Origin of the sequence: Microbacterium rhizophilum, assembly GCF_039605615.1 — a bacterium.
GTDB classification, from domain to species: Bacteria; Actinomycetota; Actinomycetes; order Actinomycetales; family Microbacteriaceae; genus Microbacterium; species Microbacterium rhizophilus.
The window spans coordinates 137,710-155,818 of sequence record NZ_JBCNUN010000009.1; the positions used below are offsets into that span (position 1 = coordinate 137,710).

Genomic DNA, 18,109 nt, shown 5'->3' on the forward strand with positions numbered 1-18,109 from the left:
GCGTCGCAGGATGACAACCGCGGTAACGATTTGATCGCGAATGTCTGTGCAGTCTGCTCAGAAGGGCATCCGAAAACACAGACGTAACAAATCGCAGGTAGATTTCCGTCCATTACCCGCGGCCGTCGTCTCGCTCCCTGGGCGCGTCGGCACCAGTCCCCCTCATCCGCGGGTCCTTACCGAAAGGACGGAACCACAATGGTTCGATCCCGGAAGCTGATCGGCGCCTTTGTCCTCACAGGCGTCGCAGCTCTGACCCTCGCCGGCTGTGCCGGCGGCAGCGGAAGCGGCTCCTCGGCCGCCCCCAGCGACGAGTCCGAAGAGTCGCCGGTCGCCGAGGCCCCGGTCTGCGAGCCCGCGACCGAGCCCGTCGGCGAGGTCGGCGGCGACCTGTCGCTGAAGATCGGCACGGCCCTGCCCGTGACCGGCACGCTCGCCTTCCTCGGCCCGCCCGAGATCGAGGGCGTCAACTACGCGACGTCGCTCATCAACGAGTACACCGAGACGTCGGGCCTGTCGCTCGACGTCGTCCACGGCGACTCGGGCGACACCGACAACAAGGCGTACGAGACGGAGATCCCGCGCCTGCTCAGCGAGGACGTCTCGGCCATCGTCGGCGCCGCCTCGTCGGGGACGTCGCTGCAGTTCATCGACCAGGTCGTCGGCGAGGGTGTCATCCAGTTCTCGCCCGCCAACACCTCGGACGCCTTCACGACCTACGACGACGACTGCCTCTACTTCCGCACCGCTCCGTCGGACGTGCTGCAGGGCGCCGTGCACGGCAACTTCATCGCCTCCGAGGGCTACCAGACCCTCGGCCTCATCGTCCTGAACGACGCGTACGGCACGGGTCTGGCGAAGTACATCACCGAGGCGTTCGAGGGCGCCGGCGGCGAGGTCGTCGCGGCCCCGACGTTCAACACCGGTGACACGTCCTTCGACGCGCAGATCTCCGAGGTCCTCGCGCAGGACCCCGAGGCCATCACGGTCATCAGCTTCGACGAGGCGGAGACGCTGCTGCCGAGCCTGATCGAGAAGGGCTTCGACCCGGCCGACCTGTTCCTGGTCGACGGCAACATGGCCGCGTACACCGACCTGGAGCCGGGCCTGCTCGAGGGCGCCCGCGGCACCTACCCCGGCCCCACGCCGGACGACGTGCAGGCGTTCATCGACGGCCTGAACGGCTTCGTGGAGGAGTCGGGCACCGACGCGCTGAAGGACTACACCTACGCGCCGGAGTCGTTCGACGCGGTGAACCTGATCGCGCTGGCCGCCCTGGCGAGCGGATCGACCGACCCCGAGGCGATCTCCGGCAAGCTGCAGGAGGTCTCGGGCGGTGTCGACGGTGGTGAGAAGTGCACGACGTTCGCGGACTGCGCCGACATCATCCTCGGCGGCGGCCAGGCGGACTACGACGGCGTCTCGAGCCCCGTCACGTTCGACGAGGTCGGCGACCCGACCGAGGGCATGATCAACATCTACCAGTACGGCGCGGACAACACCTACGCGCCGTACGAGGGCTGATCCCCTTCACCCCGTGAAGCGCCCCGTCTCCCTCGGGAGGCGGGGCGCTTCCGCGTCCGGCCGTGGCGTCCCGTCTCGGCGCCGGGTTCTCCGGAGATTCCGGGTTCTCAGGATCCGGATCCGCCCTGTCGCCCTGAGAAGTCGGCATCTCCTGAGAAGCGGCTCACGCCAGGTGCAGGCCCTGCGCGACCGCGCGGGTGATGAGATCCTGCACCGTGGCCCAGTCCTCGAAGAGCTGCCAGTAGCCGATGCGGATCACGTGGTAGCCCATGAGCTTCAGCTGCGCGTCGTGGCGGTTGTCCGCGAGGCGCTGCGCATCGACGTGGTGGCCGCCGTCGATCTGGATCACCAGGCGGTCGCCGATGAGGAGATCCACGGGACGCCCGGCGATCACGATCTGCCGCCGCATGGGGAGCTTCATCCACCACAACCGCGTCGTGATCACGGTCTCGGTGCCCTGATCCGCGAGCGGCCGGGCCTCGGCGAGCAGGCGGCGCGCAGCCGGACCCAGCGGCAGACGGCGCATCACGTCTCGGTCGAGCAGCCCGAGCCGCAGCGCGGACTCCCAGATGGCGAGTGACTCCTCGTGCGGGCGGCACTCGGCGACGAGCGCGAGCACGTTCTCGACCGGGTCTGTGAGAGCGCCGGGCTGCCGGGGCACGAGCGGCGAAGCCCAGTGGATGTGGCCTACGAGCGGTCGCACCACATTGCCGTGCGGTCGCGCGGCGACGTGGAGCTCGTCCGTCATCGACCACAGCCTCAGCCGCTTCGCCTGCGTCACGCACGTGAGCACCACGCCCGCTCTCGCCGCGGCGACCAGCAGAGGATCGGCGTCCGGCCGCGCCACCCAGTCGCGACGCACGCGCACCAGCTGCCCGCCGGCGAGGGCCTTGCGGATCGCGCGGTCGCCGATCCCGAGATCGAGGAGGGCCCGCACACGGGAGACGCCGTCGGCGCGGGCGAGGGCTGCTGCCAGGTCCATGAGCCCACGATGTCCGGCGCGGCGCCTGCCAGAGGGGGGACCGGGAGGATTGTGGACGGATCCGCGGATGCTCGAGCCTGGGGACGGCAGGAGCGCGGGAGGAGCGCGGATGGGTTCTGCGGAGATCCCGGGTTCTCAGGGTCCGGATCCGGGATCTCGCCCTGTGAAGGCGGCATCTCCGGAGAAGCCGGGCGGCGGGGCGGCGCGGGGCGGCGCCCGGCAGGCCCATCCCACGCAGGAGCCCCGGGCCGCGTGAGGCGGACCGGGGCTCGAGGCGGGGGTGTCAGGCGCCGAGGGTGCCGAGGTAGAGCTCGGTGACCTTGGGGTCGTTCAGCAGCTCGCGGCCCGTGCCGGTGTAGGCGTCGCGGCCCTGGTCGAGCACGTAGCCGCGGTCGCAGATCTGCAGGCAGCGGCGGGCGTTCTGCTCGACCATGATGCAGGTCACGCCGGCCTTGTTGATCTCCGAGACGCGCAGGAAGGCCTCATCCTGACGCACGGGGGACAGGCCCGCGGAGGGCTCGTCGAGCAGCAGCACCTTCGGGTCCATCATGAGCGCGCGGCCCATCGCGACCATCTGGCGCTCGCCGCCGGAGAGGCCGCCCGCGCGCTTCTTGATGCCGGCGCCCTTCGCGAGATCCGGGAACAGGCTCGTGACGAAGTCGACGCGCTCGGCGAACAGTCGCGGCTTCTGGAACGCGCCCATCTGCAGGTTCTCCTCGATCGTGAGCGAGGGGAACACGTTGTTCGTCTGCGGGATGAATCCGACGCCCTTGGCGACGAGCCTGTCGGCCTTGAGACCGGTGATGTCCTCGCCCGCGAGCGTGATCTTGCCGCCGCGGACCTTCACCTGCCCGAAGATCGCCTTCAGCAGCGTCGACTTGCCGGCGCCGTTCGGTCCGATGATGCCGATCAGCTCGCCCTGCTGGGCGACCAGCGAGCAGCCGTTCAGGATGTTGATGCCCGGCAGATAGCCCGCGTGCACGTCGTCGACGAACACCACCGGCTCCTGCGTCGTCGTGGCGCCCTGCGGCGCGGGCGCGGTCTGCTCGCTCACTTGCTGTCCTCCTTGCCGGACTCGGCGGCCGCCTCGGCCTCGAGGGACGTGACGTCGACGGCGGCGGATGCCTCGGCGTCGGTCGTAGGGTCGGCGTCGATGACCGCGATGCGGCCGGTCACGACGCCGAGGTCGAGCTCCTGGTGCGCGCCGAGGTAGGCGTCGATCACCGCGGGGTTCTTCATGACCTCGTCGGGCGCGCCCTCGGCGACGACCTTGCCCTCGGCCATCACGATCACCCAGTCGGCGATGTGACGCACCATGTGCATGTCGTGCTCGACGAACAGCACCGTCATGCCCTCGTCCTTGAGATCCAGGATGTGGTCGAGCAGCGACTGCGTCAGCGCGGGGTTCACGCCGGCCATCGGCTCGTCCAGCATGACGAGCGTCGGGTTCGACATCAGCGCGCGCGCCATCTCGAGCAGCTTCTTCTGGCCGCCCGACAGGCCCGCGGCGAGGTCGTCGCGCTTCGCGTCGAGCTTGAACTTCACCAGCAGCGCGTCCGCCTGCTCCTCGATGTCGCGATCCTGCTTCCGCCACAGCCCGGGGATCAGGCTGTGCCAGAAGCGCTCGCCGACCTGACCGGGACGGCCGAGCTTCATGTTGTCCATGACGCTGAGGCGGCCGAGGGCCTTGGTGAGCTGGAACGTGCGCACGAGGCCCATCCGGGACACCTTGTGCGCCGGGACGTGCGCGAGGTCCTTGCCGTCATACGACCAGCTGCCCGTGCCGGGCTTGTCGAAGCCCGTCAGCAGGTTGAACAGCGTGGTCTTGCCGGCGCCGTTCGGGCCGATCAGCGCCGTGATGGCATTGCGCGGGATCTCGAGGTGCTCGACGTCCACGGCCGTGAGGCCGCCGAACGTGCGCGTGACGTTGTCGGCCACGATGATCGGGTCGACCTTCTCGACCCCGGGGCGCGCGTCGCCGACGTGCAGGCCCGTGGTCTTCGGGCGCTGCACCGGCGCCGTCATGGGGTTGCTGTTATCGGACAAAGGTCAGCTCCTTCTTGTCGCCGAGGAGACCCTGCGGCATGAAGACGACGAGCAGCATGAGCGCGACGCCGACGAGGATGAACCGCAGCGTGCCGGCCTGGACCGTCGACATGAAGGGCAGCACGCCCGCCTCGACCAGCGCGGGGAGGACGTTCGAGAGGAACGTCTGGATCACCCAGAACACGAGCGACCCGAGCAGCGGACCGAACACGGTGGCCGCACCGCCGAGCAGCAGCGCCGTCCACACGAAGAAGGTCAGCGACGTGACGTACACGCCGGGGCTCACGGCCGAGGGGAGGGCGTAGACGACGCCGCCCGCGGCCATGATGACGCCGCCCAGCACGAGCGACTGCATCTTGTAGGAGAAGACGTTCTTGCCGAGCGAGCGGATCGCGTCCTCGTCCTCGCGGATGCCCTTCATCACGCGGCCCCACGGGCTGTGCGTGAGCATCCACACCACGAGCGCGGCGAACGCGACCGTCAGGATGCCCATGATGCGCACCCACCATCCGGTCTCGTTGTAGGTCCACGGGCCGAAGCCGTAGGTGCCCTGCGGGATCGGGTTCATGGAGCGGAAGCTGTTGTGGTAGCCGGAGAGGCCGTCGGCCGATCCGGTCACCTCGGCGAACTGCGTCGTGAGGAACAGCAGGCGCAGCACCTCGGCGGCCGCGATCGTCGCGATCGCCAGGTAGTCGCCGCGCAGGCGCAGCGTCGGGATGCCCAGGATGAGCGCGAACACCGCGGCGGCCGCGAGACCGATGAGCGCGGCGAGCCACCAGGGCAGGCCGAACGTCAGGATCGAGATGGCGTAGCCGTATGCGCCCAGGGCCATGAAGCCCGCGACGCCCATGTTGATCAGGCCGCCGTAGCCGAAGTGCACCGCGAGTCCGAGTGCCGCGATCGCGTAGCCGAGCGTGGCGGGGCTGAGGATCGAGGACAGCGTGTTGTCGAAGATCTGGAACCAGTTCATGAGCGGCGCCTATCCGATTCGCTCGCGGCGACCGAGGATGCCCTGCGGCCGGACCAGAAGGATGATGATGAGGACGATCAGTGCGCCCGCGTACCGCAGGTCGGCGGGGATCCAGAGGCTCGACGCCTCCGTGAGCACGCCGATCACGAGCGAGCCGATGAGGGCGCCGAACGCCGTGCCGAGACCGCCGAGGGTCACCGCCGCGAACACGAGCAGCAGGATCTGCGCGCCCATGTCCCACCGGATGCCCGGGCGGTAGTACGCATACAGGATGCCCGCGAGGCCCGCGAGCGCGCCCGAGATGATCCACACGACGCGCACCACGTGATCCACGTCGATGCCGGACGCCGACGCGAGCGACGGGTTGTCGCTGATCGCGCGGGTGGCCTTGCCGAGGCGGCTGCGGGTGAGCCAGAGCGCGAAGGCGACGATCACGACGATCGAGATGCCCATCGAGATCAGGTCGTTCAGCGTCGTGGTCACGGCGCCGAACAGGGGGATGGACACCGCCGGCACCATCGCCGGCAGCTGCTGCGTGTCGCCGCCGATGAAGTACTGGAAGACGTACCGCATCGCGAGCGAGAGGCCGATCGACAGGATCATCAGCTGCACGACGCCCGTGCCCTTGCGCCGCAGCGGGCGCCAGATGATCACGTCGAGCACGAAGCCGAGCACGGCGCTCAGGACGATCGCGATCGGGATGCCGAGCCAGACCGGCAGCGCGAGGCTCGCGGGGCCGACGAGGAACAGCGCGGTGATCGCGCCGAAGGTCACCATCTCGGCGTGCGCGAAGTTGGAGATGCCGGTCGTGCCGAACACGAGCGACAGGCCCACCGCGGCGAGTCCCAGCATCAGGCCGAAGTTGATGCCCTGGAACACGCGCTGCATCAGCTGGTCCAGGAAGCCGGTGACGTTGCGCTCGGCCTCGCCGATGAAGAAGTTCGCGGCCGTGATGCCGCCGGGGCCGACCGTGACCTCCTTGACGTTCGGGGTCTCGTCCTCCCCACTCTCGTCGACCACGGCGATCCCGTCCGGCAGCGTCGACTCGTCCAGGGTCACGACGTAGACCGAGTCGTTCTCGGGCACGTCCACGCTCCAGCGGCCGTCGGCGTCCGTGACGACCTCCTGCACGCCCCCGGCGCCGTCGATGCTCAGCGCGACACCCTCGAGCGGCTCGCCGTCGTGCTTGACGTTTCCGCTGATCGAGTACGGGTCGCCCTCCGCGGCGTGTGCGGCCGATGGCAGCAGCACGCTGGCGAACAGGGCGGCGAGGAAGGTCGCGAGAGCGACGATCGCGCCGAATCGGGTACGCCTCATCGAGGCGGTTCTGGGGTTCATTGATCCTCCGGTCCACGGGCGGCGGGTGGGGTGGCGCCGCACCGAGGTGCGTGAACGGGCCGTTCAAAGGTAAGACCCTAATATGTCGGGTTCGTTTCCGGAGAGTCCCAGGCTGTCGACGTGAGCATTCTGCGTATGCGGCATCGCGCGTCTTCGAGCGATCTGCACCCGGAATATCTCCAGCCTGCGGAGCCTTAGAATCCGTATACGGGGGAGGATGGCACACCCGGCCCCCTCCGCGTAACGAGCTCATCCATATCGCTCAGGCGGGAGAACGTCATGACTGACTACGATCCGTTCGGCTTCGTCGGACTCACCTACGACGACGTGCTGCTTCTGCCCGGCCACACGGACGTCATCCCCAGCGAGGCGGACACGTCCTCGCGCCTGACGCGCAACATCCGCGTGGCGGCGCCCCTGGCCTCGAGCGCGATGGACACCGTGACCGAGGCCCGCCTCGCGATCGCGATGGCTCGCCAGGGCGGCATCGGCATCCTGCATCGCAACCTGTCGATCCAGGATCAGGCGAGCGCCGTCGACCGCGTCAAGCGCAGCGAGTCGGGCATGATCACCGACCCCATCACGACGCGCCCGGAGGCGACGATCGAGGAGGTCGACGGCCTCTGCCGCAAGTACCGGATCTCCGGTCTGCCGGTCGTGGACGACGAGAACCGCCTCGTCGGCATCGTCACGAACCGGGACATGCGCTTCGTCTCCGACTTCGAGCGGACCACGACGCTCGCCAAGGACGTCATGACGGCCGAGGGCCTCGTGACCGGCCGCGTCGGCATCACCCCGGAGGAGGTCGTGGCGCTCTTCGCGAAGCACCGCGTGGAGAAGCTGCCGCTGATCGACGACGAGGGCAAGCTCGCGGGCCTCATCACCATCAAGGACTTCGACAAGAGCGAGAAGTACCCCAACGCGACGAAGGACGCGCAGGGCCGCCTGCGCGTCGGCGCGGCGATCGGCTTCTTCGGCGACGCGTGGGAGCGCGCCGAGGCGCTGCGCGACAAGGGCGTGGACGTCATCGTCGTCGACACCGCCAACGGCCAGTCGCAGGGCGTGATCGACATCGTGCGCCGCCTCAAGGCGGATCCGACGTTCGCGCACATCGACGTCATCGGCGGCAACGTCGCCACGCGCGAGGGCGCGCAGGCGCTGATCGACGCGGGCGTCGACGCCGTCAAGGTCGGCGTGGGCCCGGGCTCGATCTGCACCACGCGCGTGGTCGCGGGCGTGGGCGTGCCGCAGGTCACCGCGATCTACGAGGCCTCGCTCGCCGCGCGTCCGGCCGGCGTGCCGGTCATCGCCGACGGCGGCCTGCAGTACTCGGGCGACATCGCCAAGGCGCTCGTGGCGGGCGCGGACACCGTGATGCTCGGATCCCTGCTGGCCGGTACGGAGGAGTCGCCCGGCGACGTCGTGTTCCAGGGCGGCAAGCAGTTCAAGCTGTACCGCGGCATGGGCTCGCTCGGCGCGATGCAGACGCGCGGCAAGCAGACGTCCTACTCGAAGGACCGCTACTTCCAGGCGGATGTGCCCAACGACGACAAGCTGATCCCCGAGGGCATCGAGGGCCAGGTGCCGTACCGCGGCCCGCTGTCCGCCGTGGTGCACCAGCTCGTCGGCGGCCTGCGCCAGTCGATGTTCTACGTCGGCGCGCGATCGATCGACGAGCTCAAGGCCCGCGGCAAGTTCGTGCGCATCACCTCGGCGGGGCTCAAGGAGTCGCACCCGCACGACGTGCAGATCGTGGTCGAGGCGCCGAACTACCGGCGCTGATCCGCTCTCCGGAAGGCCCCGCCGCATCGCGCTGCGGGGCCTTCCGCTCCCTCTCTGAGAACACGTGCTCTCAGCGAGGACATGCCTGATCGGATCGGATGAGGCATGTCGCCGCTCACAACACGTGTTCTCAGAAGGGGGTGTCGGCGGGGCGCCCCGCGAACTAGCGTGACCGGCATGTGCCGGAACATCCACACCCTCCACAACTTCGAGCCGGCGGCGACCTCCGACGAGGTGCACGCCGCGGCGCTGCAGTACGTGCGCAAGATCGCGGGCACCACCAAGCCGTCGAAGGCGAACCAGGGCGCCTTCGACGAGGCCGTGCACGAGATCGCGCACATCACGCAGCACCTGCTCGACGCTCTCGTCACGAACGCGCCGCCGAAGAACCGCGAGGTCGAGGCCGAGAAGGCCCGCGCTCGCGCCGCCGGGAGGTATGCGGCCTGACCCGCCCCGCGGATCCTGCGCGATCTGCAGATCCTGAGTCCGAAGGATCCGGATCCTGCTCAGGATCGGCGGATCCGTCGAGTTCTGCGGGACGGGGGAGCGGACGGGGCGCCGGGTAGGCTGGGACGGTGACGACGGAGATCGAGCTGGGCCGCGGCAAGCGGGCACGACGGGCATACGCGTTCGACGACATCGCGGTGGTGCCCTCGCGCCGCACGCGCAACCCCGAGGACGTCACGACCGACTGGTCGATCGATGCCTTCCACTTCGACATCCCCGTGCTCGGCGCGCCGATGGACTCGGTCGTCAGCCCGCAGACCGCCATCATGCTCGGCCAGCTCGGCGGCCTGGGCGTGCTCGACCTCGAGGGCCTGTGGACGCGGTACGAGGATCCCGAGCCGCTGCTCGCCGAGATCGCCTCGCTTCCCGACGAGGTCGCCACCAGCCGCATGCAGCAGCTGTACGCCGAGCCGATCAAGCCCTCCCTCGTCACGGCCCGCATCAACGAGATCCGCGCGGCGGGTGTCACGGTCGCGGGATCCCTCACGCCCCAGCGCACGCAGGAGCTCTACGAGACCGTGGTCGCGGCCGGCGTCGACCTGTTCGTGATCCGCGGGACCACGGTGTCGGCCGAGCACGTCTCGAGCGAGTCCGAGCCGCTCAACCTCAAGAAGTTCATCTACGACCTGGACGTCCCGGTGATCGTCGGCGGCGCGTCGACGTACACCGCGGCCCTGCACCTGATGCGCACGGGCGCGGCGGGCGTGCTCGTCGGCTTCGGCGGCGGAGCGGCGTCGACCACGCGCGCGACGCTCGGCGTCCACGCGCCGATGGCGACCGCGGTCGCGGATGTCGCCGGCGCGCGCCGCGACTACCTCGATGAGTCGGGCGGGCGCTACGTGCACGTCATCGCGGACGGCGGCGTGGGCACGTCGGGCGACATCGTCAAGGCGCTCGCGATGGGCGCCGACGCCGTCATGCTCGGCGTCGCGCTCGCGCGCGCCACGGATGCGCCGGGTGCGGGGTTCCACTGGGGCCCCGAGGCGCACCACCCGAAGCTGCCCCGCGGCCGCCGCGTGCGCGTCGAACAGGTCGGCACGCTCGAAGAGGTGCTGTACGGCCCCGCCGTGCTCGCCGACGGCACCGCGAACCTGATCGGCGCGCTGCGCAAGTCGATGGCCACGACCGGGTACTCCGACCTCAAGGAGTTCCAGCGGGTCGAGGTCGTCGTCGCCCCGTATGACCACCACTGAACCCGATGAGCTGAACTTCCCGCCCACGCTGCGGGAGGTCCTGCTGCGGCCGCGGTGGCTGCTGCTGCTGCTGCTCGCGCTCGTCGTCGCCGGCGTGTTCGCGTGGCTCGGCCAGTGGCAGCTCGCCAGCGCGATCGACACGGATCCGGTCCCCGAGGGCGCGACCGAGGAGATCCGGCCGATCGAGGAGGTTGTCGAGCCCGGGACCTATCTCGCGGAGCCGCTCGTCGGGCAGCGCGTCGAGGTCGCGGGCAGCTGGGTGCCGGGCGACTTCATCGTCGTGTCGTCGCGGTACAACGACGACGTCTCGGGCTTCTGGGTCACGGGCCAGTTCCGCGTCGAGGCCGAGCGCCCGACCGCGATCGCCGTGGCGGTCGGCTGGGTGCAGACGCGCGAGCAGGCGGATGACGCGGTCCGGGCGCTCGACGACGCAGCGCGCGGCGCGGATCCGGTCACGCTGACGGGCCGCATCATCTCGGACGAGGGTCCCGTTCTGCCGCGGGGCGCCGACGCGTTCGAGCTGACCCGGATGTCGCCCGCCGCGCTGCTGAGCCGCTGGCAGGAGCCGGACGGATCGCCGCTGGCCGCGATCGACGTCTACCGGCCGTACCTGACGTCGACGGATCCGACGGGCGCGCTCGTCGACGCGGGCCTGGATCCGATCTCCTCGCCGGCGCCCGAGCTCGCCAGCCCCATCAACTGGCTCAACATCTTCTACGCCGTCGAGTGGGCGGTGTTCGCGGGCTTCGCGTTCTACCTCTGGTACCGCCTCGCGAAGGACGCCTGGCAGCGCGAGCTCGAGGAGCTCGAGGGCGTCGACCCCGACGAGGACTGACCGCCGTCAGACCAGCGCCGGGGTCTCCACGGGGAGACCGAGGTGGTGACGGAGCGTGGTGCCGGTGTACTCGTGGCGGAAGAGGCCGCGGCGGCGCAGCTCGGGGATGACGTGGTCGACGAAGATCGCCGCTCCCGAGGGGAACGCGTCGGGCATGATGTTGAACCCGTCGCCCGCGCCCGCGCGGAACCAGCGCTCGAGCGTGTCGGCGATCTGCTCCGGCGTGCCGACCGCGAGGCGGTGACCGCTGCGGATCCGCTTGGTCAGCTGGCGCGGCGTGAGGTTCTCGCGGCGGGCGAGGTTCAGCTGCGCCTCCAGGAAGCCGTGGCTCGAGCGCACGGCGTCGGACGGCGGCGGGAACGACTCCCACGGCAGCGGCTTGTCGAGATCGAGCTCGCGCACGTCGATGCCGAGGCGCTGCGAGATCTGGGCGAACTCCTGGTCGAACGAGAGGTGGCTGTCGAGCTCGTCCCAGCGGCGCTGCGCCTCCTCCGAGGTGCTGCCGATCACGGTCGACAGGCCGGGCAGGATCTTCAGGTGCTCCGGGTCGCGCCCGAAGCCCGCCGCCCGTGCCTTCATGTCCCGCGCGAACAGGATCGCGTCCTCGAGCGTCGTCTGCGCCGTGAAGATCGCGTCGGCGTGCCGCGCGCCGAGGTTGCGCCCGCCCTCCGAGGCGCCGGCCTGCAGGATCACCGGCTTGCCCTGCGGGGTGCGCGGCAGCGTGCCCGCGCCCTCGACGGAGAAGAACTCGCCCTCGTGCGCGATGGGGCGCACGGCGTCGGGCGCGCGGTCGATCAGACCGTCCTCGCCCAGCCGCGTCGCGTCCGGGCCCCACGATTCCCACAGCTTCGTCACGACCTCGAGGAACTCGTCCGCGCGGCGGTACCGGTCGGAGTGGAACGCGGCCCCGTCCTGCCCGAAGTTGCGGGCCGCGGCGTCGCCCGCCGTCGTGACCGCGTTGAAGCCGGCGCGGCCGCCCGAGATGTGGTCGAGGGACGCGATGCGGCGGGCCACGTTGTACGGGTGGTTGTAGGACGTCGACACGGTCGCGACCACGCCGATCCGCTCGGTCGCGGCGGCCACCGCCGTCAGCAGCACGATGGGATCGAGCTTGCCGCCCGACGCCCGCCCGCCCTGGTACGCGGGCCCGTCGGCGAGGAACACGCCGTCGATCGCGCCGCGCTCGGAGATCTTCGCGATCTCCACGAAGTAGCCCACGTCGGTCGTCGCGGTGGGCGGCACCTCGTGCAGGTGCGCGGCGGCGGCGTGGCCGCCGAGACCGAGGATGTTCATGCCGATCGACATCTGGCGGGGGGCGTCGCTCATGACGGGGTTCCTTCGGAGGGGGAGGTCGGATCGGCCGCGGGCGCCGGGCGGGGGACCGCGCTGGCGGGAAGGAAGACGACGGGCGCGCGATGCGGCCCGACGACGGGCGCCGCGGCCGGCGGGGCGGCGGGCGGGTCCGCGGGGGCGGCGGGGGCGGCGGCGAGCCGACGCTCGTCCAGGTGCGGGATGGCGGCGAGCAGCTCGCGCGTGTACGCGTGCTCGGGCGTCGTGAACACGCGCTCGACGTCGCCGGATTCCACGACCCGGCCGCCGCTCATCACGAGCACGCGGTCGGCGAGGTGGTGCACGACCGCGAGGTCGTGCGAGATGAAGAGGATGGCCACGCCCGTCGCGCGCTGCAGATCGACGAGCAGGTCCAGGATCTGCGCCTGCACCGACACGTCGAGCGCCGACACCGGCTCGTCCGCCACGATCACGTCGGGCGAGGTCGCCAGCGCCCGCGCGATCGCGACGCGCTGGCGCATGCCGCCCGAGAGCTCCAGCGGACGGCGGTCGAGCGTGGCGCGGTCGAGCCCGACCAGGTCGAGCAGCTCGAGCGCGCGGGCCGTGCGCGCCGCGCGGGGGTAGCCGGCGACGCGCAGCGCCTCGCCGAGCACCGCCCGCACGGTGTAGCGCGGGTCGAACGAGCCCAGCGGATCCTGCGACACCGCCTGGACGCCCAGGCGCAGCGCCGCGCGCTCGCGGCGGCCGAGCCCGGCGACGTCGCGGCCCGCGAGCAGCACCTGCCCGCTCGTGGCGGTCTCGGCCCCCAGCGCGATGCGCGCGGCCGTGGTCTTGCCGGATCCGGACTCGCCCACGATGCCGAGCGTCTCGCCGCGGTGCAGCGCGAAGTCCACGCCGTGCAGCACCCGGCGGTCGGTGCCATCCGGTCCGCGGAAGGTCTTCGCGAGGTCGCGCACCTCCACCAGCGGCGTGCCCTGCGGCGCGACCTGGGCGAGCCGGCCGGCGCGGGGCGCGGGGCCCACGCGGTCGCCGACGGCCTCGGGCGGCAGGTACCGCGTGGCGCGGGACGTCGGCGCGAGGCGCGCGCCGCGCTTCGCGCGCGCCGGGATCGCCGCGAGCAGCTGCTTCGTGTACGCGTGCTGCGGGTCGTACAGCACGCTCTCGGTCGTGCCCTGCTCGACGATCTCGCCCGCGCGCATGACCGCGATCCGATCGGCGATGCGGGCCACGACCGCGAGGTCGTGGCTGACCACGAGCGTCGCGCCGGCGCGACGCTTGAGGCGCTCCAGCAGCTGCAGGATCTGCGCCGCGACGGTCGCGTCGAGGGCGGTCGTGGGCTCGTCCGCGATCAGGATCTGCGGATCCGCCGCGATCGCCGACGCGATCAGCGCGCGCTGGCGCAGGCCGCCCGACAGCTCGTAGGGATACTGCCGGGCGCGGATCTCCGGCTCGGGCACGCCCACGTCGGTCAGCAGCTCGATCACGCGATCGGCCCGCTCGGCCCGCGTGAGCGACGTGTGCAGCTCGAGCGTCTCGGAGATCTCCGCGCCGACGTGCCGCAGCGCGTCGAGCGAGGCCAGCGCATCCTGCAGCACGAACCCCACCCGCGACCCGCGGATGCCGCGCCAGTCCCGCTCGCCGTGACCGCGCACGTCGCGGCCCTCGAGCTCGAGCCGGTCGGCCGTGACCCGGGCGCTGTCCGCCGCGAGGCCGACGAGCGAGCGGGACGTGACGGACTTGCCGGATCCGGACTCGCCGACGAGCGCGAGGCACTCGCCCGGGTGGATCCGGAACGACACGTCGCGCACGACGCGCACCCAGCCGCGGCCGACGGGGAAGTCGACGTTCAGCCCGGCGACGTCGACGAGCGGTGCGAGCGCGGACGCATCCCGCACCGCCGGATCCTGCGCCGCCACGGGGGCGGTCGTGAGCTCGGTCGCGGACATCAGTCGGCCCGTCCTTCCAGACGCTGCTTGATCTCTCGCGCGACGACGCCGATCGCGAGCACCGTGACGGTGACGGCCAGGGCCGGCCACAGCACGAGGTAGGGGTCGTTCACGAGGAAGTTGCGGCCCGCGGAGATCATCGCGCCCCACTCGGCCTGCGGCGGCTGCGCGCCGAGGCCGAGGAAGCTGAGGCCGGCGCCGGCGCCGATCGCGCCGCCGACGCGCAGCGCGATGACCGGGATGAGCGGGCGGAACGCGTTGGGGAACACGTGCCGCGCGGCGACGTCGAGGCCCGACAGGCCCAGCGTGCGGGCGGCCTCGATGTACGGGGCGACCTTCACCTGGTGGGCCTGGGCGCGGATGATGCGCGCGTAGCTCGGGATCGACGCGATGCCGACCGCCACCAGGGCGTTGAACGTGCCGCCGCCCGCGATCGAGATCACGATCAGGGCCAGCAGGATGTCGGGCACGGCCACGAGGCAGTCGACCGCGCGCATGATCACGGCGTCGAGCCAGCGCGGGCCGAGGCCCGCGACGATGCCGAACATGCAGCCGCCGATCGCGCCGATGACCGTGGCGCCGAAGCCGATCGACAGCGAGGCGCCCGCGCCGTGGATGAGGCGGCTGAGCACGTCGCGACCCGCGTCGTCGGTGCCGAGCGGATGCGCGGGGCTCGGCAGGGCGAGGATCGCGCGCAGGTCGACCGCGAGCGGATCGTACGGCGCCAGCACGTCCGGGGCCACCCACGCGACGCCGAGCAGGGCGAGGAAGGCGACCGAGGCCCAGAGGGCGACGCGCGCCAGCACGGGCCGGCGCGAGGCGGCCTGCAGGGCCGCGGCCTCCGGCGTGCCGTTGAGGACGAATGCCCGGCGGGCGTCGGAAGCGGTGACGGCGGTCATGCGGTGGCCAGCCTCGGGTCCAGAGCTACGTAGAGGACGTCGACGACGAAGTTCACGACGCTGAACACGAGCGCGGCGAACAGCACGACGCCGAGCACGAGGGGCAGATCCTGGTTCTGGACGGCCGTGAGCGCGAGGCGGCCGATGCCCTGCCGGCTGAATACGGTCTCCACCAGCACGGCGCCGCCCAGCAGGTTCGCGATCACGAAGCCCGTCATGGTCGCCACGGGGATGAGGGCGTGCCGCAGCGCGTGCTTCAGCTTGACCGCGGCGATGCTCAGCCCGCGCGTGCGGGCCGTGAGGATGAACGGCTGCTCCAGCACCTCGTCGAGCTCGGTGCGCAGCACCTGCACGAGCGAGGCCGCGATCGGCAGCGACAGCGTGAGCGCGGGCAGCACCAGCCGCTCGATGCCGTCCGTGCCGGAGGACGGGAAGATCGGGATGATCGCCGCGAACAGGAACAGCAGGATGATGCCGAGCACGAAGCCGGGCACGCTCGCGAGCGTGACGGAGGCGCCCGACGTGAAGCCGGTGATCCAGCGACCGCGCTTGGCCGTCGCGAGCGAGACGACGAGCGCGAGGATCACGGACGTCGCGGCGGCCGCGAACGCGAGCACGACGGTCGGGCCGAGCTGGATGGCGAGCGCCTGCGCGACCGGCATGCGCTGCTGGTACGACGTGCCGAGGTCGCCGGCGATCAGGCGCCCGAAGTAGCGGATGTACTGGATCCAGATCGGCTGGTCGAAGCCCCACTCCGCGCGCACCTGGGCGAGCACCTCGGGGGTCGGGTTGGCCTCCATGCCGCCGAGCAGCATGATCGCGGGGTCGCCCTTGGGGATGTGCAGCGCGAGGAACGTGAGCGTCGCGGCGCCCCACAGCACCAGGACGCTGCTGATGATCCGCCGGCCCACCGTGCGCAGCACCGCCTGCCCGGTCCGGGTGATCCGGATCCGGGAGGCGGCCTGCGTCCAGCGGGGCGCCGGGGCGGTCGAGGTCGTCACTGTCCCAGCCAGGCGAGCGTGAACAGCGGGACGCCGTGCGACGAGTCGGCCAGCACGCCGTGCACGTTCTCGCGCACCGCCCACGGCGTGTAGAAGTCGTACAGCGGGATGGCGGGGACGAGCTCGGCGAGCTGCTCCTGCGCGCTCGTGTACAGCTCCTCGAGCTCGGCCGGATCCGTCGTCTGACGCGCCTTCAGCAGCGTCTCGTCGAGCGTCGGGTCGGCGATGCGTGCCGTGTTCTGGCCGATGCGCTGCTTCGACGTGATCTCGCCCGAGGCGTACACGACGTACAGCGCGTCGGGGGTGTTGGTGTGCCACACACCCGTGCCGATGTCGTACTGCCCGTTGCGGCGGCGCTCGGTGGCCTCCGCCGTCGGCAGCTGGATCAGCTTCAGCTCGACGCCCAGCTTCTTCAGCTCGGACTGGATCAGGTCGTTGAGCGATCCGGGCGCGGCCGTCTCGGTCACGGGGAACTCGGCCGTCAGGCGCGTGCCGTCCTTGACGCGGTAGCCCTCGGCATCCGTCTCGTCCCAGCCGGCCTCGTCCAGCAGCTCCGCCGCCGCCTCGGGGTCGTACGTCCAGTCCTCCTCGGCCGCGGCGTCGTAGTACTGCGTGGTCGGGGAGAGGAACGCATGCCGCGGCTCGTACTCGCCGAAGCCGACGGCCGCGGCGATGCCCTCGGTGTCGATGCCGAGCGCGAGCGCCTGGCGCACCTTGAGGTCGTCGAACGGCGGGCGGGCCGTGTTGAGCGTGATGCGCTGCGGGTTCCCGATGCGCGAGATGTTGTTGTACGTGATCGCCGGGTCGGCCTTGACGGCCGCGGCGTTCTGCGGCGCGATGTTGTCGGTCGCGTCGAATTCGCCGCTCGTGAGCGAGCTGAAGCGCACGGCCGGCTCCGCGACGAAGCTGATCTCGATCCGGTCGAGGTAGGCCGCGCCCTCGTGGTTGAGGTAGTCGGCCGACCAGGCGTAGTCCTCGCGCTTGGTGAGCGTGAGGCCCTCGCCCGGCGTGTACTCCTCCACGACGAACGGGCCGGTGCCGACCGGGGCGAGGCAGATGCCGTCCGGGTCCTCCGCGATCTGCTTCGGGGAGTCCAGGCCCAGCCAGCCCTGCGCGAGGACGTAGAGGAACGGGCTGTAGGCGTACTCGAGGTTCACCTTCAGCGTCAGGTCGTCCACGATCTCGGTGCTCTCGATCGGGTCGATGTACGCGGCCGCGAGCGGCGACTTCGTCGCGGGGTCGGCCATGTGGTCGAAGTTCGCCACGACCGCGGCAGCGTCGAGCTTCGCGCCGTCCGAGAAGGTCACGCCGTCCTTGAGGTGGAAGGTGTACTGCCTGCCGTCCTCGGAGATGTCCCACGACTCGGCGAGCCATGGCGTCGGGGTGCCCGTCGCGTCGAGGCTCACGAGGTTGTCGTAGTAGAGGCGCCCGAGCAGCTGCAGCGCGGCGCTCGAGACCTGGTGGCCGTCGAGGCAGGCCGGATCCTGCGACGACGACAGGCGCAGCGTGCCGCCGGCGACCGCGTCGGGGTCGTCCTGCTCCGGCGGCACGGCGAGCGCGGCGGCCTCGGCGACCTGGGTGGCGGGATCGACCGGCGCGGCGGTCGTGGCGGGGCCGGCGCAGCCGGTCATCAGGGCCGCGGTCGACATCAGCGCGATGCCGCCGAGCAGAAGCCGGTGGGCAGGGAGTGCAGGTCGTGCGGTCATGAGAGGCCTTCGGATCGGGGCGGGTGCGGCGGGCGGAGGGCCCGTTGGGTCGTCAAGCTACGCGGGGGTGCGGGGGGCCCGGCAACTGTC

The 18,109-nt window shown here is 71.2% G+C and carries 15 protein-coding genes; 5 read left to right on the forward strand and 10 right to left on the reverse strand.

Annotated elements, in window-relative coordinates:
- Positions 1–198: 198 nt before the first annotated feature.
- Complete coding sequence (locus AAD528_RS14390; RefSeq protein WP_345752764.1) at positions 199–1,524, forward strand: ABC transporter substrate-binding protein; 1,326 nt, start codon at positions 199–201, stop codon at positions 1,522–1,524.
- Between the two features lie 163 nt (positions 1,525–1,687).
- On the opposite strand, the gene AAD528_RS14395 is transcribed toward AAD528_RS14390, so the two are convergent.
- From AAD528_RS14395 to AAD528_RS14415, 5 genes are all read right to left on the reverse strand, one after another.
- Complete coding sequence (locus tag AAD528_RS14395) at positions 1,688–2,506, reverse strand: endonuclease domain-containing protein (protein ID WP_345752765.1); 819 nt, start codon at positions 2,504–2,506, stop codon at positions 1,688–1,690.
- A 283-nt stretch (positions 2,507–2,789) separates the two neighbouring features.
- Positions 2,790–3,560, reverse strand: coding sequence for an ABC transporter ATP-binding protein (locus AAD528_RS14400; protein WP_345752766.1), 771 nt, complete (start codon positions 3,558–3,560; stop codon positions 2,790–2,792).
- Positions 3,557–4,531 (reverse strand): ABC transporter ATP-binding protein, encoded by a 975-nt coding sequence (locus AAD528_RS14405; protein ID WP_345752812.1) that lies wholly within the window; start codon positions 4,529–4,531, stop codon positions 3,557–3,559. The genes AAD528_RS14400 and AAD528_RS14405 overlap by 4 nt, the downstream gene beginning before the upstream one ends.
- A 10-nt stretch (positions 4,532–4,541) precedes the next feature.
- Complete coding sequence (locus AAD528_RS14410) at positions 4,542–5,522, reverse strand: branched-chain amino acid ABC transporter permease (protein WP_345752767.1); 981 nt, start codon at positions 5,520–5,522, stop codon at positions 4,542–4,544.
- 9 nt (positions 5,523–5,531) lie between these two features.
- The gene (locus AAD528_RS14415; protein WP_345752768.1) at positions 5,532–6,839 is read right to left on the reverse strand and encodes an ABC transporter permease subunit; all 1,308 of its coding nucleotides are present in this window, start codon (positions 6,837–6,839) and stop codon (positions 5,532–5,534) included.
- 300 nt (positions 6,840–7,139) lie between these two features.
- Here AAD528_RS14415 and guaB point away from each other — a divergent pair, with 300 nt between their 5' ends.
- The 4 genes from guaB (at position 7,140) to AAD528_RS14435 (ending at position 11,177) form a co-directional block, all read left to right on the forward strand.
- Positions 7,140–8,642 (forward strand): IMP dehydrogenase, encoded by a 1,503-nt coding sequence (guaB, locus tag AAD528_RS14420; RefSeq protein ID WP_345752769.1) that lies wholly within the window; start codon positions 7,140–7,142, stop codon positions 8,640–8,642.
- A gap of 177 nt (positions 8,643–8,819) precedes the next feature.
- Entirely contained in the window at positions 8,820–9,089 is a 270-nt protein-coding gene (locus tag AAD528_RS14425; protein WP_345752770.1) for a DUF2277 domain-containing protein, read from the forward strand.
- A 128-nt stretch (positions 9,090–9,217) separates the two neighbouring features.
- The gene (locus tag AAD528_RS14430; RefSeq protein WP_345752771.1) at positions 9,218–10,342 is read left to right on the forward strand and encodes a GuaB3 family IMP dehydrogenase-related protein; all 1,125 of its coding nucleotides are present in this window, start codon (positions 9,218–9,220) and stop codon (positions 10,340–10,342) included.
- Entirely contained in the window at positions 10,329–11,177 is an 849-nt protein-coding gene (locus AAD528_RS14435; RefSeq protein ID WP_345752772.1) for an SURF1 family cytochrome oxidase biogenesis protein, read from the forward strand. The genes AAD528_RS14430 and AAD528_RS14435 overlap by 14 nt, the downstream gene beginning before the upstream one ends.
- Positions 11,178–11,183: 6 nt before the next feature.
- Here AAD528_RS14435 and AAD528_RS14440 read toward each other — a convergent pair whose 3' ends face one another.
- The 5 genes from AAD528_RS14440 to AAD528_RS14460 are packed head-to-tail and all read right to left on the reverse strand — an operon-like array spanning position 11,184 to position 18,019.
- The gene (locus tag AAD528_RS14440) at positions 11,184–12,503 is read right to left on the reverse strand and encodes an LLM class flavin-dependent oxidoreductase (RefSeq protein ID WP_345752773.1); all 1,320 of its coding nucleotides are present in this window, start codon (positions 12,501–12,503) and stop codon (positions 11,184–11,186) included.
- Entirely contained in the window at positions 12,500–14,413 is a 1,914-nt protein-coding gene (locus tag AAD528_RS14445; RefSeq protein ID WP_345752774.1) for a dipeptide ABC transporter ATP-binding protein, read from the reverse strand. The genes AAD528_RS14440 and AAD528_RS14445 overlap by 4 nt, the downstream gene beginning before the upstream one ends.
- Positions 14,413–15,312: an ABC transporter permease gene (locus tag AAD528_RS14450; RefSeq protein WP_345752775.1), complete on the reverse strand. Its 900-nt coding sequence runs from the start codon at positions 15,310–15,312 to the stop codon at positions 14,413–14,415. Before AAD528_RS14450 ends, AAD528_RS14445 begins: the two co-directional genes overlap by 1 nt.
- Positions 15,309–16,313, reverse strand: coding sequence for an ABC transporter permease (locus AAD528_RS14455; protein WP_345752776.1), 1,005 nt, complete (start codon positions 16,311–16,313; stop codon positions 15,309–15,311). The genes AAD528_RS14450 and AAD528_RS14455 overlap by 4 nt, the downstream gene beginning before the upstream one ends.
- A complete protein-coding gene (locus AAD528_RS14460; protein ID WP_345752777.1) occupies positions 16,310–18,019 on the reverse strand; it encodes an ABC transporter substrate-binding protein in 1,710 nt (569 codons plus the stop codon). The genes AAD528_RS14455 and AAD528_RS14460 overlap by 4 nt, the downstream gene beginning before the upstream one ends.
- Positions 18,020–18,109 lie beyond the last annotated feature (90 nt).